This window comes from Paenibacillus sp. GL_099_B, assembly GCF_057835695.1.
Map to the genome: position 1 here is coordinate 2,513,658 of NZ_CM174430.1, position 15,093 is coordinate 2,528,750.

General features: G+C 45.9%; 18 protein-coding genes. All 18 read left to right on the forward strand.

The annotated features are described in order from the left end of the window. Nucleotides 1–41: 41 nt before the first annotated feature. The 18 genes from AC3ITG_RS11725 to proS all read left to right on the forward strand — a co-directional run bounded on the left by AC3ITG_RS11725 (nucleotide 42) and on the right by proS (nucleotide 14,991). The gene (locus AC3ITG_RS11725; RefSeq protein ID WP_063566392.1) at nucleotides 42–503 is read left to right on the forward strand and encodes a chemotaxis protein CheW; all 462 of its coding nucleotides are present in this window, start codon (nucleotides 42–44) and stop codon (nucleotides 501–503) included. A 37-nt stretch (nucleotides 504–540) separates the two neighbouring features. Then, on the forward strand, nucleotides 541–1,134 hold the full coding sequence (locus AC3ITG_RS11730; RefSeq protein ID WP_090807429.1) for a chemotaxis protein CheC: 594 nt from the start codon (nucleotides 541–543) through the stop codon (nucleotides 1,132–1,134). Then, the gene (locus tag AC3ITG_RS11735; protein ID WP_063566391.1) at nucleotides 1,127–1,624 is read left to right on the forward strand and encodes a chemotaxis protein CheD; all 498 of its coding nucleotides are present in this window, start codon (nucleotides 1,127–1,129) and stop codon (nucleotides 1,622–1,624) included. Before AC3ITG_RS11730 ends, AC3ITG_RS11735 begins: the two co-directional genes overlap by 8 nt. A gap of 3 nt (nucleotides 1,625–1,627) precedes the next feature. Next, entirely contained in the window at nucleotides 1,628–2,065 is a 438-nt protein-coding gene (locus tag AC3ITG_RS11740) for a hypothetical protein (RefSeq protein ID WP_413377506.1), read from the forward strand. 15 nt (nucleotides 2,066–2,080) lie between these two features. Beyond that, nucleotides 2,081–2,869, forward strand: a complete 789-nt coding sequence (locus tag AC3ITG_RS11745; protein WP_072732409.1) for a FliA/WhiG family RNA polymerase sigma factor — start codon at nucleotides 2,081–2,083, stop codon at nucleotides 2,867–2,869. A 74-nt stretch (nucleotides 2,870–2,943) separates the two neighbouring features. Beyond that, on the forward strand, nucleotides 2,944–4,353 hold the full coding sequence (locus tag AC3ITG_RS11750; protein ID WP_489253798.1) for a flagellar assembly protein A: 1,410 nt from the start codon (nucleotides 2,944–2,946) through the stop codon (nucleotides 4,351–4,353). A gap of 52 nt (nucleotides 4,354–4,405) precedes the next feature. After that, nucleotides 4,406–4,720, forward strand: a complete 315-nt coding sequence (locus tag AC3ITG_RS11755) for a hypothetical protein (protein WP_489253799.1) — start codon at nucleotides 4,406–4,408, stop codon at nucleotides 4,718–4,720. A 66-nt stretch (nucleotides 4,721–4,786) separates the two neighbouring features. Next, nucleotides 4,787–5,359: a DUF6115 domain-containing protein gene (locus tag AC3ITG_RS11760; RefSeq protein ID WP_063566387.1), complete on the forward strand. Its 573-nt coding sequence runs from the start codon at nucleotides 4,787–4,789 to the stop codon at nucleotides 5,357–5,359. Between the two features lie 3 nt (nucleotides 5,360–5,362). After that, complete coding sequence (locus tag AC3ITG_RS11765; protein ID WP_489253800.1) at nucleotides 5,363–5,995, forward strand: hypothetical protein; 633 nt, start codon at nucleotides 5,363–5,365, stop codon at nucleotides 5,993–5,995. A 241-nt stretch (nucleotides 5,996–6,236) separates the two neighbouring features. Next, entirely contained in the window at nucleotides 6,237–6,935 is a 699-nt protein-coding gene (gene rpsB / locus AC3ITG_RS11770; RefSeq protein ID WP_413377517.1) for a 30S ribosomal protein S2, read from the forward strand. 116 nt (nucleotides 6,936–7,051) lie between these two features. Next, on the forward strand, nucleotides 7,052–7,702 hold the full coding sequence (gene tsf / locus AC3ITG_RS11775) for a translation elongation factor Ts (RefSeq protein ID WP_413377519.1): 651 nt from the start codon (nucleotides 7,052–7,054) through the stop codon (nucleotides 7,700–7,702). 229 nt (nucleotides 7,703–7,931) lie between these two features. Beyond that, nucleotides 7,932–8,660 (forward strand): UMP kinase, encoded by a 729-nt coding sequence (gene pyrH / locus AC3ITG_RS11780; protein ID WP_024630245.1) that lies wholly within the window; start codon nucleotides 7,932–7,934, stop codon nucleotides 8,658–8,660. Beyond that, nucleotides 8,660–9,214 (forward strand): ribosome recycling factor, encoded by a 555-nt coding sequence (gene frr / locus AC3ITG_RS11785; RefSeq protein WP_053783820.1) that lies wholly within the window; start codon nucleotides 8,660–8,662, stop codon nucleotides 9,212–9,214. The genes pyrH and frr overlap by 1 nt, the downstream gene beginning before the upstream one ends. 89 nt (nucleotides 9,215–9,303) lie before the next feature. Beyond that, nucleotides 9,304–10,071, forward strand: a complete 768-nt coding sequence (gene uppS, locus AC3ITG_RS11790; RefSeq protein ID WP_063566384.1) for an undecaprenyl pyrophosphate synthase — start codon at nucleotides 9,304–9,306, stop codon at nucleotides 10,069–10,071. Between the two features lie 16 nt (nucleotides 10,072–10,087). Beyond that, complete coding sequence (locus AC3ITG_RS11795; RefSeq protein ID WP_489253801.1) at nucleotides 10,088–10,882, forward strand: phosphatidate cytidylyltransferase; 795 nt, start codon at nucleotides 10,088–10,090, stop codon at nucleotides 10,880–10,882. Between the two features lie 67 nt (nucleotides 10,883–10,949). Then, nucleotides 10,950–12,089 (forward strand): 1-deoxy-D-xylulose-5-phosphate reductoisomerase, encoded by a 1,140-nt coding sequence (locus AC3ITG_RS11800; protein ID WP_489253802.1) that lies wholly within the window; start codon nucleotides 10,950–10,952, stop codon nucleotides 12,087–12,089. 113 nt (nucleotides 12,090–12,202) lie between these two features. Further along, nucleotides 12,203–13,474, forward strand: a complete 1,272-nt coding sequence (gene rseP, locus AC3ITG_RS11805) for an RIP metalloprotease RseP (protein ID WP_489253803.1) — start codon at nucleotides 12,203–12,205, stop codon at nucleotides 13,472–13,474. Nucleotides 13,475–13,536: 62 nt separating this feature from the next. Further along, on the forward strand, nucleotides 13,537–14,991 hold the full coding sequence (proS, locus tag AC3ITG_RS11810; RefSeq protein WP_413377525.1) for a proline--tRNA ligase: 1,455 nt from the start codon (nucleotides 13,537–13,539) through the stop codon (nucleotides 14,989–14,991). Nucleotides 14,992–15,093 lie beyond the last annotated feature (102 nt).

Here is a 15,093-nt window from a genome sequence, read left to right on the forward strand (position 1 = left end):
CACATAAGATAAGTCTTACATTTAATAGGGAGGTTTTTTCCATGGAAGAAGAGTTGAAAGTCATTGTCTTTAAATTAGGTTCCGAAGAGTACGGTATTGAAGTAGACAAGGTTCAGACGATTGAGCGTATGATGCCTATTACCCGTGTTCCTAAGACCTTCTCTTTTGTAAAAGGAGTTATTAACTTACGCGGTGTTGTTATTCCTGTCATTGATCTACGTGGTCGATTCTCTTTGCCAGAAACAGAATACACCGATCAAACTCGTATTGTCATTGTAGGTGTGGACGATATGCAAGTGGGCTTTATCGTTGACTCTGCCAATGATGTTATTGACATCAAGCGTGACGCTATTGATAGTCCGCCTGAAGTGGTAGGTGGAGTTAAAGCAAGATACCTGCGCGGTGTAGCTAAGCTGGAGGATGCGCGCTTGTTGATTATGCTTAACCTGAACGAAGTATTAAATAAAAGCGAGGTTGTACAGCTGGAAAGTATCGAGGGCTAACACCGTGGAACTGTTCAACCGATTTGAGGGATTCCAAATGGATGTGCTCAAAGAGGTCGGTAACATTGGAGCAGGCAACGCCGCAACGGCGTTGTCTCAGCTTCTCAATAGACCGATTGACATGGGTGTACCTACAGTACAGATGCTTCCTTTTGAAGAAGTTGCTGAAAAAGTGGGCGGAGATGAACGTATTGTTGTTACCGTATTTCTTCGTGTTGAAGGCGAAGCACCAGGCAATCTGTTCTTTATGATGGCACCTGAGGCTGCCAAAATGCTGCTGAACCGGCTTGCCGGTTTTGATCTGAAGGAAGGCCTTGCATTCACGGAAATGGAACAATCGGCTCTATCCGAAATCGGGAATATTTTGGCGGGTTCATACCTTTCTTCTTTGGCAGATTTCACGAAACTATCTATGTATCCGACCGTTCCTGGACTTGCTATTGATATGGCAGGAGCTATTTTGAGTTATGGTTTATTGCAGTTTGGTGAAATGGGCGACGATGCATTATTGATTGACACTTCCTTCTTTGAAGGCGAAGATCAGGTAGAGGGTCAATTTTTCCTGATTCCGGATCCACCCTCATTTGCTAAGATATTTGAATCTCTAGGGGTGCCACTGGATCATGATTGAGGACAAAAGCGTCGTTAAAGTCGGTATGGCGGATTTGAACATTGCTCATCTACCCGGCGTAATCCGTACGACTGGCTTGGGATCTTGTGTAGGATTAACGATGTATGATCCGCATTTGAAGCTTGCCGGAATGGCGCATGTCATGCTCCCCACTTCAGAGATTGCTCGTGAAGGAACTTTGAACAAAGCCAAATATGCGGATACGGCATTGCCGGAATTGTTACAAAGAATGATACAACTCGGTGCATCTCGTTCACGTATTGTGTCCAAAATGGCTGGAGGATCTCAGATGTTTGCCTTCGCTGGGGCAGGGGATACGATGCGTATCGGACCGAGGAATGCGGATTCTTGTCGGGAATGGTTAGAAAAGCTTGGGATTCCACTTCTTGCCGAAGATACCGGTGGGAATTACGGACGAACGATTGAAATGGACTGTGAAACTGGACTTTTGACTATTCGAAGTGTCCAAATGGGTGTAAAGGAACTATAAGACATGATAGGAAACTACCGCATTAATCTTGGAGCAGGCATAGTCGGATTTATTCTGACTTTTTTTGTAGCATACAGCAGCAATGTGTTGATGACCAGTTTAATTCGTGGGTTAATCGGCTTTGTAGCCTGGTTTGTCCTTGCTTATGGTTTACGCTGGGGACTGGGATTGCTGCTAATCCCTCGGGCAGAGGGGATTGGGTATGATTCACCGGGCGCTGAAGAACTAAGAGGTTCACAGGTGGACATTAAACTCGAAGACGATGGACAAGAGCTGAACGACTTGCTCAAACATGGACAGAACGCCTCCTCTGGGGAGAACCTTCCACCATCTGAGACGAAAGCTCCAACGGGATTTGCCCCTTTGGATCCGCCTAAACTTGTCCGGACCAAGGATCCGGAGGAGTTGGCGCAGGCCGTTCGTCACCTGACAGACAAATAAGGAGGGTGAAAGCAATTGAACGAGCGTAAAGCTTCACATTTGAACCACGCTGATTTGTGGGAAAAGTGGAAAGAACAAGGCGATCTTGAAGCCAAGAAAAGTTTGATCGAAAAGTATCTTCATATTGTAAACTATGTATCCGGGCGTTTGGCTGTCGGTCTGCCCAAAAATGTCCCGAAAGATGATCTGGAGAGCAATGGAGTCATGGGATTGATTGATGCGTTGGAGAAATTTGACTATGAACGTGGTCTGCAATTTGAGACGTACGCATCCTGGCGGGTCCGTGGTGCGATCCTTGATGGTTTGCGTCAGGGAGATTGGGTGCCTCGCTCCGTGCGGGAGAAAGCAAAGCGGATTGAAGATGCTTACCAGCAACTGGAGCAGACGTATTTGCGTTCTGTTAGTGATGAAGAAATGAGTCAGTATCTCGACGTGTCGACGAAAGACTTTCAACATATGCTTCAGGAAGTGGCAGTTATGTCGCTTTGCTCTCTTGAAGACCCGATCCGGGAAGAAGAGTCCGAGACTCGACTCTCATTAATGGTCGACGAAAAAGCCAAAAACCCGGATTATAAAGTAAATGAATTCTATTTAAAAGAAGCTTTGGTGCAAGGGCTTGAGAAATTGACGGTCAAAGAGAGAACAGTTGTTTCACTATTATATTATGAAGATCTGTCTCTTAGTGAAATTGCTGAGGTAATGTCTCTTTCTCCGTCACGTATCTCGCAGCTGCACTCAAAGGCCATTTTACGGTTACGTGGAACGCTGGATAAACAAAAAGACTTGCTTATGCGTAAAGATTAATATATTAATATATGAATAGAGAGCTTTAACTGGGATATTGGGGAGTGGAAAGTCTAAAAGGGGGAAGAAATGCATTGACACAGCGGACTGTTTTGGAACAGAGTTTGAGCATTGTTTTATCAGATGATAAAAGTACGGCCTACCTTGAATTTTCCAAACAGGAAGAAGGTTTTGCCAGTACACCGGATGAGCTCGAGAAATATATAGCGAGTCAGGGTATTAAGTTTGGTGTGCTGCGCGAAGCGTTGCTTGTTTTTGTGAGTCATCCTGAGAGGTATGTGAAGGATCGATACAAGATTGCCGAAGGTATTAAACCAGTACCGGGAACTAATGGCTTTATTAAAGTGCTGGTGGGCATGGACGATTCCAATGAACGGCGCCCTCTGGAGGCAGAGGACGGAAAAGTTGATTACAAAGAAGTGACTCGCTTAAACAATGTTAGAACAGGTCAAATTATTGCCGAACGAATTCCTCCTGTGGATGGCACGGTGGGTAGGGCTGTAACAGGTGAAGAAATACCGTTTCGTCCAGGGAAAGAAGCACGCTTCAAAGTGGGGAAAAATGTTGTCGTTAACCCTGATGGATCTGCGATGTATGCCGCTCTGGATGGATTGGTTACCAAAACAGACGGCAACAAATTGAATGTGTTTCCGGTATACGAGATCAATGGCGATGTGGATTATAACACCGGTAACATCGATTTTGTGGGTACAGTTGTCATTCGCGGCAATGTGCTTACCGGATTTAAAGTAAAAGCGGCGGGGGATATTCGTGTCGTCGGAGGTGTCGAGGGAGCGGAGCTGGAAGCAGGTGGCTCTGTCGAAATTACCGGCGGTATTATTGGTTATAACAAAGGGCTTATACAAGCTGGACATAACGTGAAATGTACCTTTATTCAAGAAGGTAACGTCGATGCGGCTGAAAATGTCCTTGTATCTCAAAGTATTATGCATTCCACGATTCGTGCAGGTAATGCAGTAATCTGTGAAGGCACAAAAGGACTTATCGTTGGCGGGTCGATCCAGGCTGGTGAAAACGTCTCAGCACGCGTCGTCGGCAACAGCATGTCTACTGTGACTTCCATTGAAGTAGGCGTATTGCCTAAGCTCCGTAATGAGCTGAATGACTTGCGTAAGGAAGTCAGGGAGCAGATGGATGCTTTGGATAAAACAAAAAAAGCTTTGACATTACTGGATCAGTTAGCTGCTGCAGGCCAACTGAGCCCGGATAAAATGTCCATGCGGATCAAACTGAGTGCTACACAAAAATCTGCCCTTCGTCTTAGCGAGGAAACCAAAACACGTATCTTTGAAATTGAGAAGGTACTTGAAGATACAAGCAGGGCTCGCGTCGATATTCATAAGATGATTTATGGTGGCTCTAGAATAGTTATCGGCAGATACACCAAATTTATTAAAGATCCGGTGAGTCGAATATCTTTTTATTATCATGATGGGGATATATCGATGGTCCCATTCGTTTAAGTACAGCATTCAAGCACATGAAGAAATCCATTCGATACCGTGAGGTGAGCGTATGAGTTTCAAAGCGGTTGAGTTGCAGATTGCCGTACCTAGAACAAGTGAGGCGGGGCGTTATCAGAGTGAAGCTCAGCAGAGACCGGTCATTGACCAGAACCTGCTAGCGGAACAAACGGCCAAAGAAGCAAATGAAGCAAGGCAACGAAGCGAGGCACTGGATGAAACAGCGCACACAGATGTACGCGATGGTCAATCTAGAAACAAAGAGCAGCAGAGCGGCTCCAACGAACCTGAAGCTACTTCAGCGCTGGAAACTGTCAAACCTGCCGAGCATCCATACAAAGGAAAACATATTGACCTGTCGTTGTAATGGATGACATGTGACTCACATGTAGTCTTGAGCACCGATGGCTGCATTAAAAGGAGAGAACCCAATTTGTCACCATGGATCATTATTGTCATATTAGGAGCCTGCGCAATTGCATATGCGCTTATCATGCCCAAGAAAAACAAAGTGCAGGAGCCTGGGCATCACCTGGTGCAAGAGATGGAATCTACGCTTGAACATTATATGGCTGAGATAGAAAACGACAATGATGCTCTCATTCAGCGTGTTGCTGAAATGAAGGGTGAGGCGACGGCGGCAGATCAGCGTATGCAATCACAGCTTCAGGAATTACAGCGGAGGCTGGATCAACTGGAAGAAAGTAAAACGACAGAAGCAGACGCATCCTCCAATATAATTCCGGTACATAGCACAAGCGGATTGCAAGCTCAAGCGCTTGTAGACAGTGTGCGAGCAGATTCGGCCCAACAGGTTTCAGAAGCAGAAGAGCAGACCTCTGAACAAGAATCTACGCCTCTACGTGAATCCATTAAGGACCGATATGCAGAGTTGTTTAATTTATATGCCGAAGGAAAGTCAGTGGATGCTATTGCCAAGCAGACGGGCATACAACGTGGAGAAGTACAGCTGATTTTGCAGCTGGCAGAACGGGAGGAGAGCTAACAGATGGACAAGCGCTCCTTATGGATTGGACTTGGAAGTGGCATGATTGTTGGTGCGGTATTGCTGCAGCTGGCAACGGTTGGACAAAACGCATTGTCTGAGAGTAGTCTCGACCCCGAGCTGGCTACAGCCAACCTGACGAAGGAACAGCTGGAAGCGGCCGCCAAGAGCATGGATATGAAGCTTGTAGCTTCTGATGATGAGCTGTATACAGAGGCTGAGTGGGTAAATAAGAAGAAACAGGAAAGCAGTGAACTACTGGGAAAAACGGCAACGGCACCTGAAGCCACAGAGTCTGCTGTGAAACCGGAGCAACCCGACAATCCAAAGCAACCTGTCAACAATGAAAACGACAAACAGAACGAAGTCACTCAGCCAGAGACGATCGAGCCGTCAACTCCTAACAGTCCCGAAGTTGCGGCTACCGTATCTTTCAAAGTACGTTCAGGCAACAGTCTGGCCATTGTGGCGGGGAATTTGGAGAAAGCCGGTATTGTCGATAGCGCGCAAGCTTTTATAAAGGCGGGCAGAGCAGAGCGAATTAATACCAAAATACAAGTCGGCACCTATGACTTGGAAAAAGGCGAAAGTTTCAAATCCATTATTGCCAAGATTACAAAAGAACCGTCAAACTGAGTGCGCTCAGGCAGGGCGGTTTTTTTTGTATAAATAATGACAAGTTTTGTGTCGCCATGAAGGAACGGAAATTTGCTTTGAAAGACTGTTGCATCAGGCAATCAGTTATGCTATATTAGATAACGGTGTTAAAACACACGCATGTGCTAATTTTGTTGAGGGTGCTTTCCTGATGGAGAGTCTTGGCGAAAAATGATGCCGGCGGAGGACACAATAAAACCATATTAGGAGGTGTGTGAAGATGGCAGTAATCTCCATGAAGCAGCTTCTCGAAGCTGGGGTACACTTCGGTCACCAAACTCGTCGTTGGAACCCAAAAATGGATCGTTATATCTTCACTGAAAGAAACGGAATTTATATCATTGACTTGCAAAAGACAGTGAAAAAAGTCGAAGAGGCTTACAACTTCGTTAAAGGAATCGCAGGAGAGAATGGTAAAATTCTTTTCGTGGGTACTAAGAAACAAGCTCAAGATTCCGTTAAAGAAGAAGCTGAACGCGCTGGTCAATTCTACATTAACCAACGTTGGCTTGGCGGTACCCTGACTAACTTCTCAACTATTCAAAAACGTATTGATCGTTTGAAACAGTTGGAAGCTTGGGAAGAAGACGGTACTTTCGCTGTATTGCCTAAAAAAGAAGTAATCTTGCTTCGCAAAGAGAAAGATCGTCTGGAGAAATTCCTCGGCGGTATTAAAAATATGAAAGGCCTGCCAAGCGCCCTGTTCATCATCGATCCACGCAAAGAGCGTATCGCTGTTGCGGAAGCTCGCAAATTGGGTATCCCAATTGTAGGTATCGTTGATACTAACTGCGATCCGGATGAGATCGATTATGTTATTCCGGGTAACGACGACGCAATTCGCGCTGTTAAGCTGTTGACAGGTAAAATGGCTGATGCCGTTATCGAAGCTAACCAAGGCGAAGAAACTTCCGCTTAATAGATTCGAACATATCTAATAAATTAAATGAAAAGGGTGGTTGGTAGGTGGATAACCTCTCACTGCCCTTTTTTTAGAGTGTACGTACAATTACTTATTTTTGGAGGGAATTAATAATGGCAGTTAATGCGAGTGCAGTAAAAGAACTCCGTGAAAAAACGGGCGCAGGTATGCTCGATTGCAAAAAAGCACTGGAAGAAGCGAACGGTGACATCACGAAAGCAGCTGAATTGCTTCGTGAAAAAGGTCTTTCAGCAGCAGCAAGCAAAGCTGGCCGTGCAGCAACTGAAGGCGTTGTAGAATCTTATATCCACGCTGGTGGCCGTATTGGTGTACTGGTAGAAGTTAACTGTGAAACTGACTTCGTTGGTAAAACAGACCAATTCAAAGAGTTCGTTAAGGACATCGCTATGCAAATCGCAGCAGCGAACCCGAAATTTGTTACTCGTGAAGAAGTTTCCACTGAAGAACTGGAAAAAGAGAAAGAAATCTTGAAAGCTCAAGCTCTGAACGAAGGCAAACCAGAAAAAATCGTTGAGAAAATGGTTGAAGGCCGTATCGGTAAGTATTACGAAGAGTTCTGCCTGTTGGAGCAACCTTTTGTTAAAGATCCAGACAAAACGATCTCCCAACTGTTGAACGAAAAAGTTAGCCAAATCGGTGAAAACATCTCCATCCGTCGTTTCGTTCGTTACGAACTGGGTGAAGGTCTTGAGAAAAAAGTAGACAACTTCGTAGAAGAAGTTATGTCCCAAGTAAACAAATAAGACGGTTTTTCAAACCGGCAAGAAAAACGATTTTCGAAGATATAAGAATGATGAAACTTCGAAGCGCTACTCCCTTATATCCCAGGAAAACAATGCCTTACCGGTTGAACGTTTTTCCTAAAAGAGCGGAACACAACTGTGTTCCTTTCTTTTTAAGCAGGAGGCCATGCGCGAGAAGTTTTGTTGGTTGAACGCCGAGGGTGTTCAATTCAAAGTGGAGGGTGAATAATTGGAACAGCCAGTATTTAAACGTGTTGTCTTAAAGGTCAGCGGAGAGTCTCTTTCCGGTCAAAATGGCTACGGTATTGATGCAGAGACGATCTCGTCGATTGCCCAGCAAGTAAAAGAAGTAGTTGAACTAGGTGTACAGGTTGCTATCGTGTGCGGCGGCGGAAACATCTGGCGCGGAATTGCCGGTAGCGAAAACGGCATCGACAGAGCAACTGCCGATTATATGGGGATGCTGGCGACGGTTATGAACTCGCTCGCCCTGCAAGATGCACTGGAACAGATTGAAGTGCCTACACGCGTACAGACATCGATTGCCATGCAACAAATTGCAGAGCCTTATATTCGTCGTAGAGCTATTCGTCATTTGGAGAAAGGCCGGGTCGTTATTTTTGCAGCAGGTACAGGTAACCCGTTCTTCTCCACCGATACAACAGCAGCACTGCGCGCAGCAGAGATCGAAGCAGAAGTCATCTTGATGGCCAAAAATAAAGTTGATGGTGTATACTCAGCAGATCCGTTTAAAGACAGCACGGCTGTCAAGTTTGATCAGTTGACTTACATGGATATACTTAACAAAGATCTTGGTGTAATGGACTCAACGGCGTCCTCGCTGTGTAAGGACAACAACATTCCGTTGATCGTATTTGCCATTACGGAACAAGGTAACATCAAACGTGTTGTTCTTGGTGAACGCATTGGGACAATCGTTAAAGGGAGTGTAGATTAATGCCACAAGCGGTTAAAAAACATGCCGAAGAACGTATGGACAAAGCGATTCAAGCGTTACGACGTGATCTTGCCACTTTGCGTGCAGGTCGTGCAACTCCGGCTCTTCTAGACCGGATTCAAGTGGAGTATTACGGTGCAATGACTCCGCTCAACCAATTGGCTAATATCAGTACACCGGATTCCCGGACACTGATGATCCAGCCGTGGGATAAATCCTCCATGGGGGACATTGAGCGTGCGATTATGAAATCCGATCTTGGCCTTACGCCAGCGAACGACGGAACCATGATTCGTCTGTCCATTCCAGCACTTACGGAAGAACGCAGATCAGAACTTGTGAAGTTGACAAAAAAGTTCGGTGAAGAAGGTAAAGTAGCCATTCGTAATATTCGCCGTGATGCGAATGATGATATTAAAAAAATGGAGAAGTCAGACATTTCCGAGGACGAGTCCCGGAGACATCAAGACGACATCCAAAAATCGACCGACAAGTTTATTGCTGAAGTCGATAAGGTACTCGCTGCCAAAGAAAAAGAAATCATGGAAGTGTAAGACAAGCGCAGCCCCTCCAATACGGTGGGGTTTTGTCTCTTTTTCCAAGCTTCAGGTGAAGAAACTTCAGGGATTTTGGAGGAACAGGAATGATCAAACGGGTTCGGTCGTGGTGGAATGGGGCTGACAAGCAGGAAACGCTGACTATATCCGAGGATAATATCCCGCAGCACGTCGCCATCATTATGGACGGCAATGGACGATGGGCGAAACGTTTGGGTCTCCCACGAATAGCTGGCCACCAGAATGGGATGAAGGCGGTCAAACGTGCGACCATCGCGGCGGATGAACTGGGCATCAAATATCTGACGATGTACGCTTTTTCGACAGAAAACTGGACGCGTCCAAAAGAAGAAGTGGATTTTCTGATGCGGCTTCCGCAGGAATTTTTGGCGATAGAGCTGGATGAGCTTATAGAAAAAAATGTACGCATCCGTATGATGGGCCAGGAGGAGCACTTGCCTTCCCATACCATTAATGCTTTGCGTGAAGCTATTCGTCTTACGGAACATAACACAGGGCTTGTTTTGAATTTTGCAATGAACTACGGAAGTCGTCGCGAAATGACGGACTGTGTCAAACAGATCGCTCTGCAGGTAAAGTCGGGGGAACTATCGGCAGACGACATTACGCCTGAACTCATTGACAGACATATGCTCACTGGGGATATGCCTGATCCGGATTTGCTGATCCGGACGAGCGGAGAGTTGAGATTAAGCAATTTCATGCTTTGGCAGCTTGCATATAGCGAATTATGGTTTACGGATATATACTGGCCCGAATTTGGCAAAAAGCATTTGCTTGAAGCAGTAGCCGAATATCAGCGCAGAACAAGGCGTTACGGCGGTTTGAAATAGATGGAGGATGAAGCCGTTGAAACAGCGATTAACGACAGGAATCATAGCAGGTGTGTTGTTTTTGGGTTTTTGCATGCTGGGCGGACCCTGGTACCATGGCTTGGTATTGCTTATGGCTCTCATCGGTTATTATGAATTTGTGAAAATGACCGGGGTACAGCCTTTTTCAGGTGTAGCCCTAATCGGTTATGCAGGTATCTTTGCGATTGTGTTTCCTTGGGAAATGGTTTGGGAAGCCAGACCGCTAACGTTATTCCAGATCGGCTGGCTTGTGATGCTTTTGTTAATGACGGCCTCTGTTGTAACTAAAAACAAGATTCCTGTGAATACAGTAGCCATGCTCTTTCTGGGAGTAATGTATATTGGAATCGGTTTTTATTACATCGCGGAATCCAGAAATTTGCATCATGGGTTGTTTTGGACGTTTCTGCTGCTAGGTTCCATATGGGCAAGTGATGCTGGTGCCTATTTTGTAGGGAAACTTATCGGGAAGAACAAACTTTGGCCTTCGATCAGCCCTAACAAAACGGTGGAAGGTGCGCTGGGTGGTATTGTGATCGCGATAGTCACTTCTGTTGTTTTTGCATGGGTGTCAGACGGCTTGTTGTCTTGGCAAAGAGCGGTATGGATTGGGATTGCATGCGCGGTTGTAGGACAGATGGGAGATCTGATTCAATCTGCTTACAAACGTGTGTATAACATCAAAGATTCCGGCACTTTGTTACCGGGGCATGGCGGTATTCTGGATCGATGCGACAGCTGGATTGTCGTTTTTCCATTCGTACATATACTAATGCTTCTGCCCTATTAAAAATGAGCACAAGCCATATGACGAACTATTCGTCATAGGCATTGGATAAATAAAGATGAGGTGCAGCATGAAAAAAATTGCGATTCTCGGGTCAACCGGTTCCATTGGAACTCAGACACTGGATGTAGTCGATATGCATCCCGAACGCTTTCAAGTAGAGGGACTGGCTGCTGGGAGCAATATAGAGCTGCTGATTGATCAAGCGAAGCGTTATCGACCCAAAAAGGTATCAGTTGGCTCAAAGGAGCTAGCAGAGACCGTGGCACCGCACTTACCTGTGGAAACGCAGCTCTTTTATGGCAAAGAAGGACTGGTGGAGGTTGCTGCCGGAACGGATGCAGATACGGTTGTTACTGCTGTAATGGGGAGTGTTGGGCTTGAGTCGACCCTGGCTGCTATTGATGCAGGCAAACAGATCGGGCTGGCTAACAAAGAGACGCTAATTACAGCGGGACATATTGTTACTGCCAGAGCGGCTGCGAAGGGGGTACCGATTCTTCCTGTGGATAGCGAGCACTCGGCTATCTTCCAATGCTTGAATGGTGAACCTCGTGAAAGTGTGATGGGAATTACACTTACGGCTTCTGGAGGATCGTTCCGTGATTTGACTCGTGAACAGCTCAAAGAAGTTACCGTAGAAGATGCACTCAAACATCCCAACTGGTCGATGGGGTCGAAGATTACGATAGACTCGGCGACGATGGTGAATAAAGGACTGGAAGTTATTGAAGCGCATTGGCTGTTTGGACTAAGTTATGATCAGATTGATGTGTTGCTTCACCCGGAGAGCATCATTCATTCCTACGTGGAGTTTAATGATACAAGCATTATTGCCCAGCTTGGCAATCCGGACATGCGTGTTCCCATTCAGTATGCACTGACCTATCCTGACCGCTTACCATCGCCTTCACAACGTCTATCCCTAACGCAAGTGGGCAAGCTGCATTTCCGTGAGATGGATATGGAACGGTTCCCTTGTTTAAGAATGGCATACGAGTGTGGTAAAATGGGAGGAACCGCAGCAACGGCGTTTAATGCAGCCAACGAGGTTGCCGTAGCGCGTTTCTTGCGTAAAGAGATTTCGTTCCTTAAAATAGAGGATATTATTGCTTCTGTGCTGGAAGCACACCGCAATGTGGACGAGCCTGATCTGGAGGAAATCGCAAGATGTGATCAGGAGAGCCGTCAACTTGCGTTCAGTCTGTAATCTCTTTTTTCAAGATAAAATGGAAGAAGTGATTCTCTTGTGCGGCATCAGAGAATAATGATAATCTAAAGGGACAGACTGCGGTTCGTGCCGTGAAGGAGGATGGATAGGGATTGGAAACCATACAAGTGGTATTTCTAACGGTGCTCATGTTCTTTGTCATCGTGACGGTTCATGAATGGGGACATTATTATTTTGCCAAACGCGCCGGTATTCTTGTACGGGAATTTGCGATCGGTTTTGGTCCCAAATTGTTCTCATATAAAAGAAACGAGACCCAGTTCACACTGCGTCTGCTGCCTTTTGGCGGGTACGCACGTATGGCTGGGGAAGACCCGGAACTGGTAGAAATTCAAGAAGGTCAGACCATTGCAGTAAGGTCGGCTGATGACCAAGTCAAAATGATCTACCTCGATCAATTGGATAATCGCAAAAATGTAATTCGTGGTGAAGTGATCTCCATTGATATGGAGAATGCATTGAAATTGCAACTCGATGTGGATGGCGAAATTCAGCAGTACCGGATACATCCGCAAGCGATGTTGGTAAGCCGTGGAAAACAAACCCAGATTGCACCGAAAGATCGCCAATTTGGCAGTAAAACGGTGGGTCAGCGGGCAATGGCGATTTTTGCCGGACCACTCATGAATTTCATTCTGGCATTTGTTTTGTTTGCAGTCTATGCACAGATGGCTGGGGTTCCAGTTGAGAATTCGAAAAATCTGGAGATTGGTGAAGTGCTTGAAGGTGGAGCTGCCTACCAAGCGAACCTGCAAAAGGGAGATATCATTGAGACGATCAATGGTACTGCTATTGGTACGGATTCGCAAAAAATGGTGACGATGATTGCCGATTCCAAAGACAAACCGATGGAATGGACACTGCGTCGGGGGAATGAAACGTTTAATATAACGATTACACCTCGTGCCGTAGAAGGACAAGAGGGTGGAAAAGTTGGAATTGTACCTACGCTCCCAACCCGATCTGTTGGATTTGTGGAGACCTTTAAGGTTTCGGGAATTGCAATGGTCGATACAACCAGAGTCATCTTTGAAGGCTTCAAACATCTGATCAATCAGTTTAACATGGATGATATTGGAGGTCCTGTTCGTACTTTTGAAGTAACAGGCCAAATTGCGAAGCAGGGGATTGAACAGTTGACGAGATGGGCGGCTATTTTGAGCCTGTACCTGGGTATTTTCAACTTGTTGCCGATTCCTGCACTGGATGGAAGCCGTCTTGTGTTCCTCGGAATTGAAGGTCTGCGAGGCAGACCCGTTGACCCCAACCGGGAAGGCATGGTTCATTTTGTCGGATTCGCCATGTTGTTTGTACTGATGCTAGCTGTAACATACAATGATATATTACGATTAATTAACGGATAATTATGGTTTGACTACACTCTGACTATTCAGAGATAGTCGTTATGGGAGGACGCTGGAGTCTTATGTCAAAGGAAAATGATAAACAGTTCGTGACTGAAATTACACCTCAGGGAGAGGATTTCTCACGCTGGTACATTGATGTTATTAAAAAAGCTGATCTCATGGACTATTCACCCGTACGCGGTTGTATTGTTTTCAAACCAGACGGCTTCGAAATCTGGGAGCACATTAAGGATGAGATGGACCGTCGTTTCCGTGAAACGGGTCATCGTAATGCCTACTTCCCGATGTTCATTCCCGAGAGCTTTTTCCAAAAAGAAAAAGAACATGTTGAAGGCTTCAATCCCGAATTGCCTTGGGTAACGGAAGCAGGCGGAGAAAAGCTGGAAGAGCGTCTGGCGATCCGCCCAACCTCGGAAACCATCATTGGTCACATGTACTCCAAGTGGATTCAGTCTTACCGGGATCTCCCGGTATTGATCAACCAGTGGGCTAACGTGGTTCGCTGGGAGAAGAGAACATTGCCTTTCCTTCGCACAACAGAGTTCCTGTGGCAAGAGGGCCATACGGCGCATGAAACAGAAGAAGAAGCACGTGAAGAGACGATGAAAATGCTTGAAATCTACCGCGAAGTTGTGGAAGAATATTTGGCAATTCCCGTTATTACAGGTCAAAAAACAAAATCCGAGAAGTTTGCAGGTGCTGTAGACACCTTCTCCATCGAAGCGATGATGAAAGATGGACGTGCGGTACAAGCCGGAACTTCTCATTATATGGGTACGAATTTTGCAAAAGCATTTGAGATTCAGTATCTTAGCCGCAACAACGTGCTGGAACTGGCTCACACCACTTCATGGGGAACAAGCACACGTCTGATCGGTGCGTTAATCATGGTTCACGGGGATGACCGTGGTCTGGTGCTTCCTCCTAAAGTTGCACCAACACAAGTGGTTATGATTCCAATTGGACCGCCAAAAACGCGTGAGGCCGTTGTAGGTCGTGCGGACGAGTTGTTCGCTGAACTGAAACAAGCGGGAATTCGTGTGAAAATGGATGATCGCAGTGATGTTCGTCCAGGCTGGAAATTCAACGAATATGAGATGCGTGGTGTTCCGATTCGTCTCGAAATTGGTCCGCGTGATATGGAGAACGGTGTATGTGTTCTCGTTTCCCGGATTACTGGAGAGAAGAAAGTTGTTGAACAAGCAAATCTAGTGGAAGAAATCCAGACTATGCTGACTCAAGTGCAAGCCGATATGCTGCAACGTGCTCGCACGTTTATGTCGGACAACTTCTACTCTGTAGATACGCTTGATGAGATGAAGGAATTGATGGAAAACAAACGCGGTTTCACACTGGCTGGATGGTGCGGTTCAGATGCTTGCGAAGATAAAGTAAGAGAAGTAACAGGTGCAACAAGCCGGAACATTCCGTTCCAGCCTGCGGAAGAAAAGCATACGTGTCTGGCTTGTGGTGAAGAAGCGAAACACACGGTAGTGTTTGCAAGAGCGTATTAAGTCAGGATAACCTGACTATATAGATTGAACTAAACATTTACATGAGAACGTAGAGAACAGAAATAACCTGAAGAAGCGGAGCGTTCGCCTTTATCCCCGGAT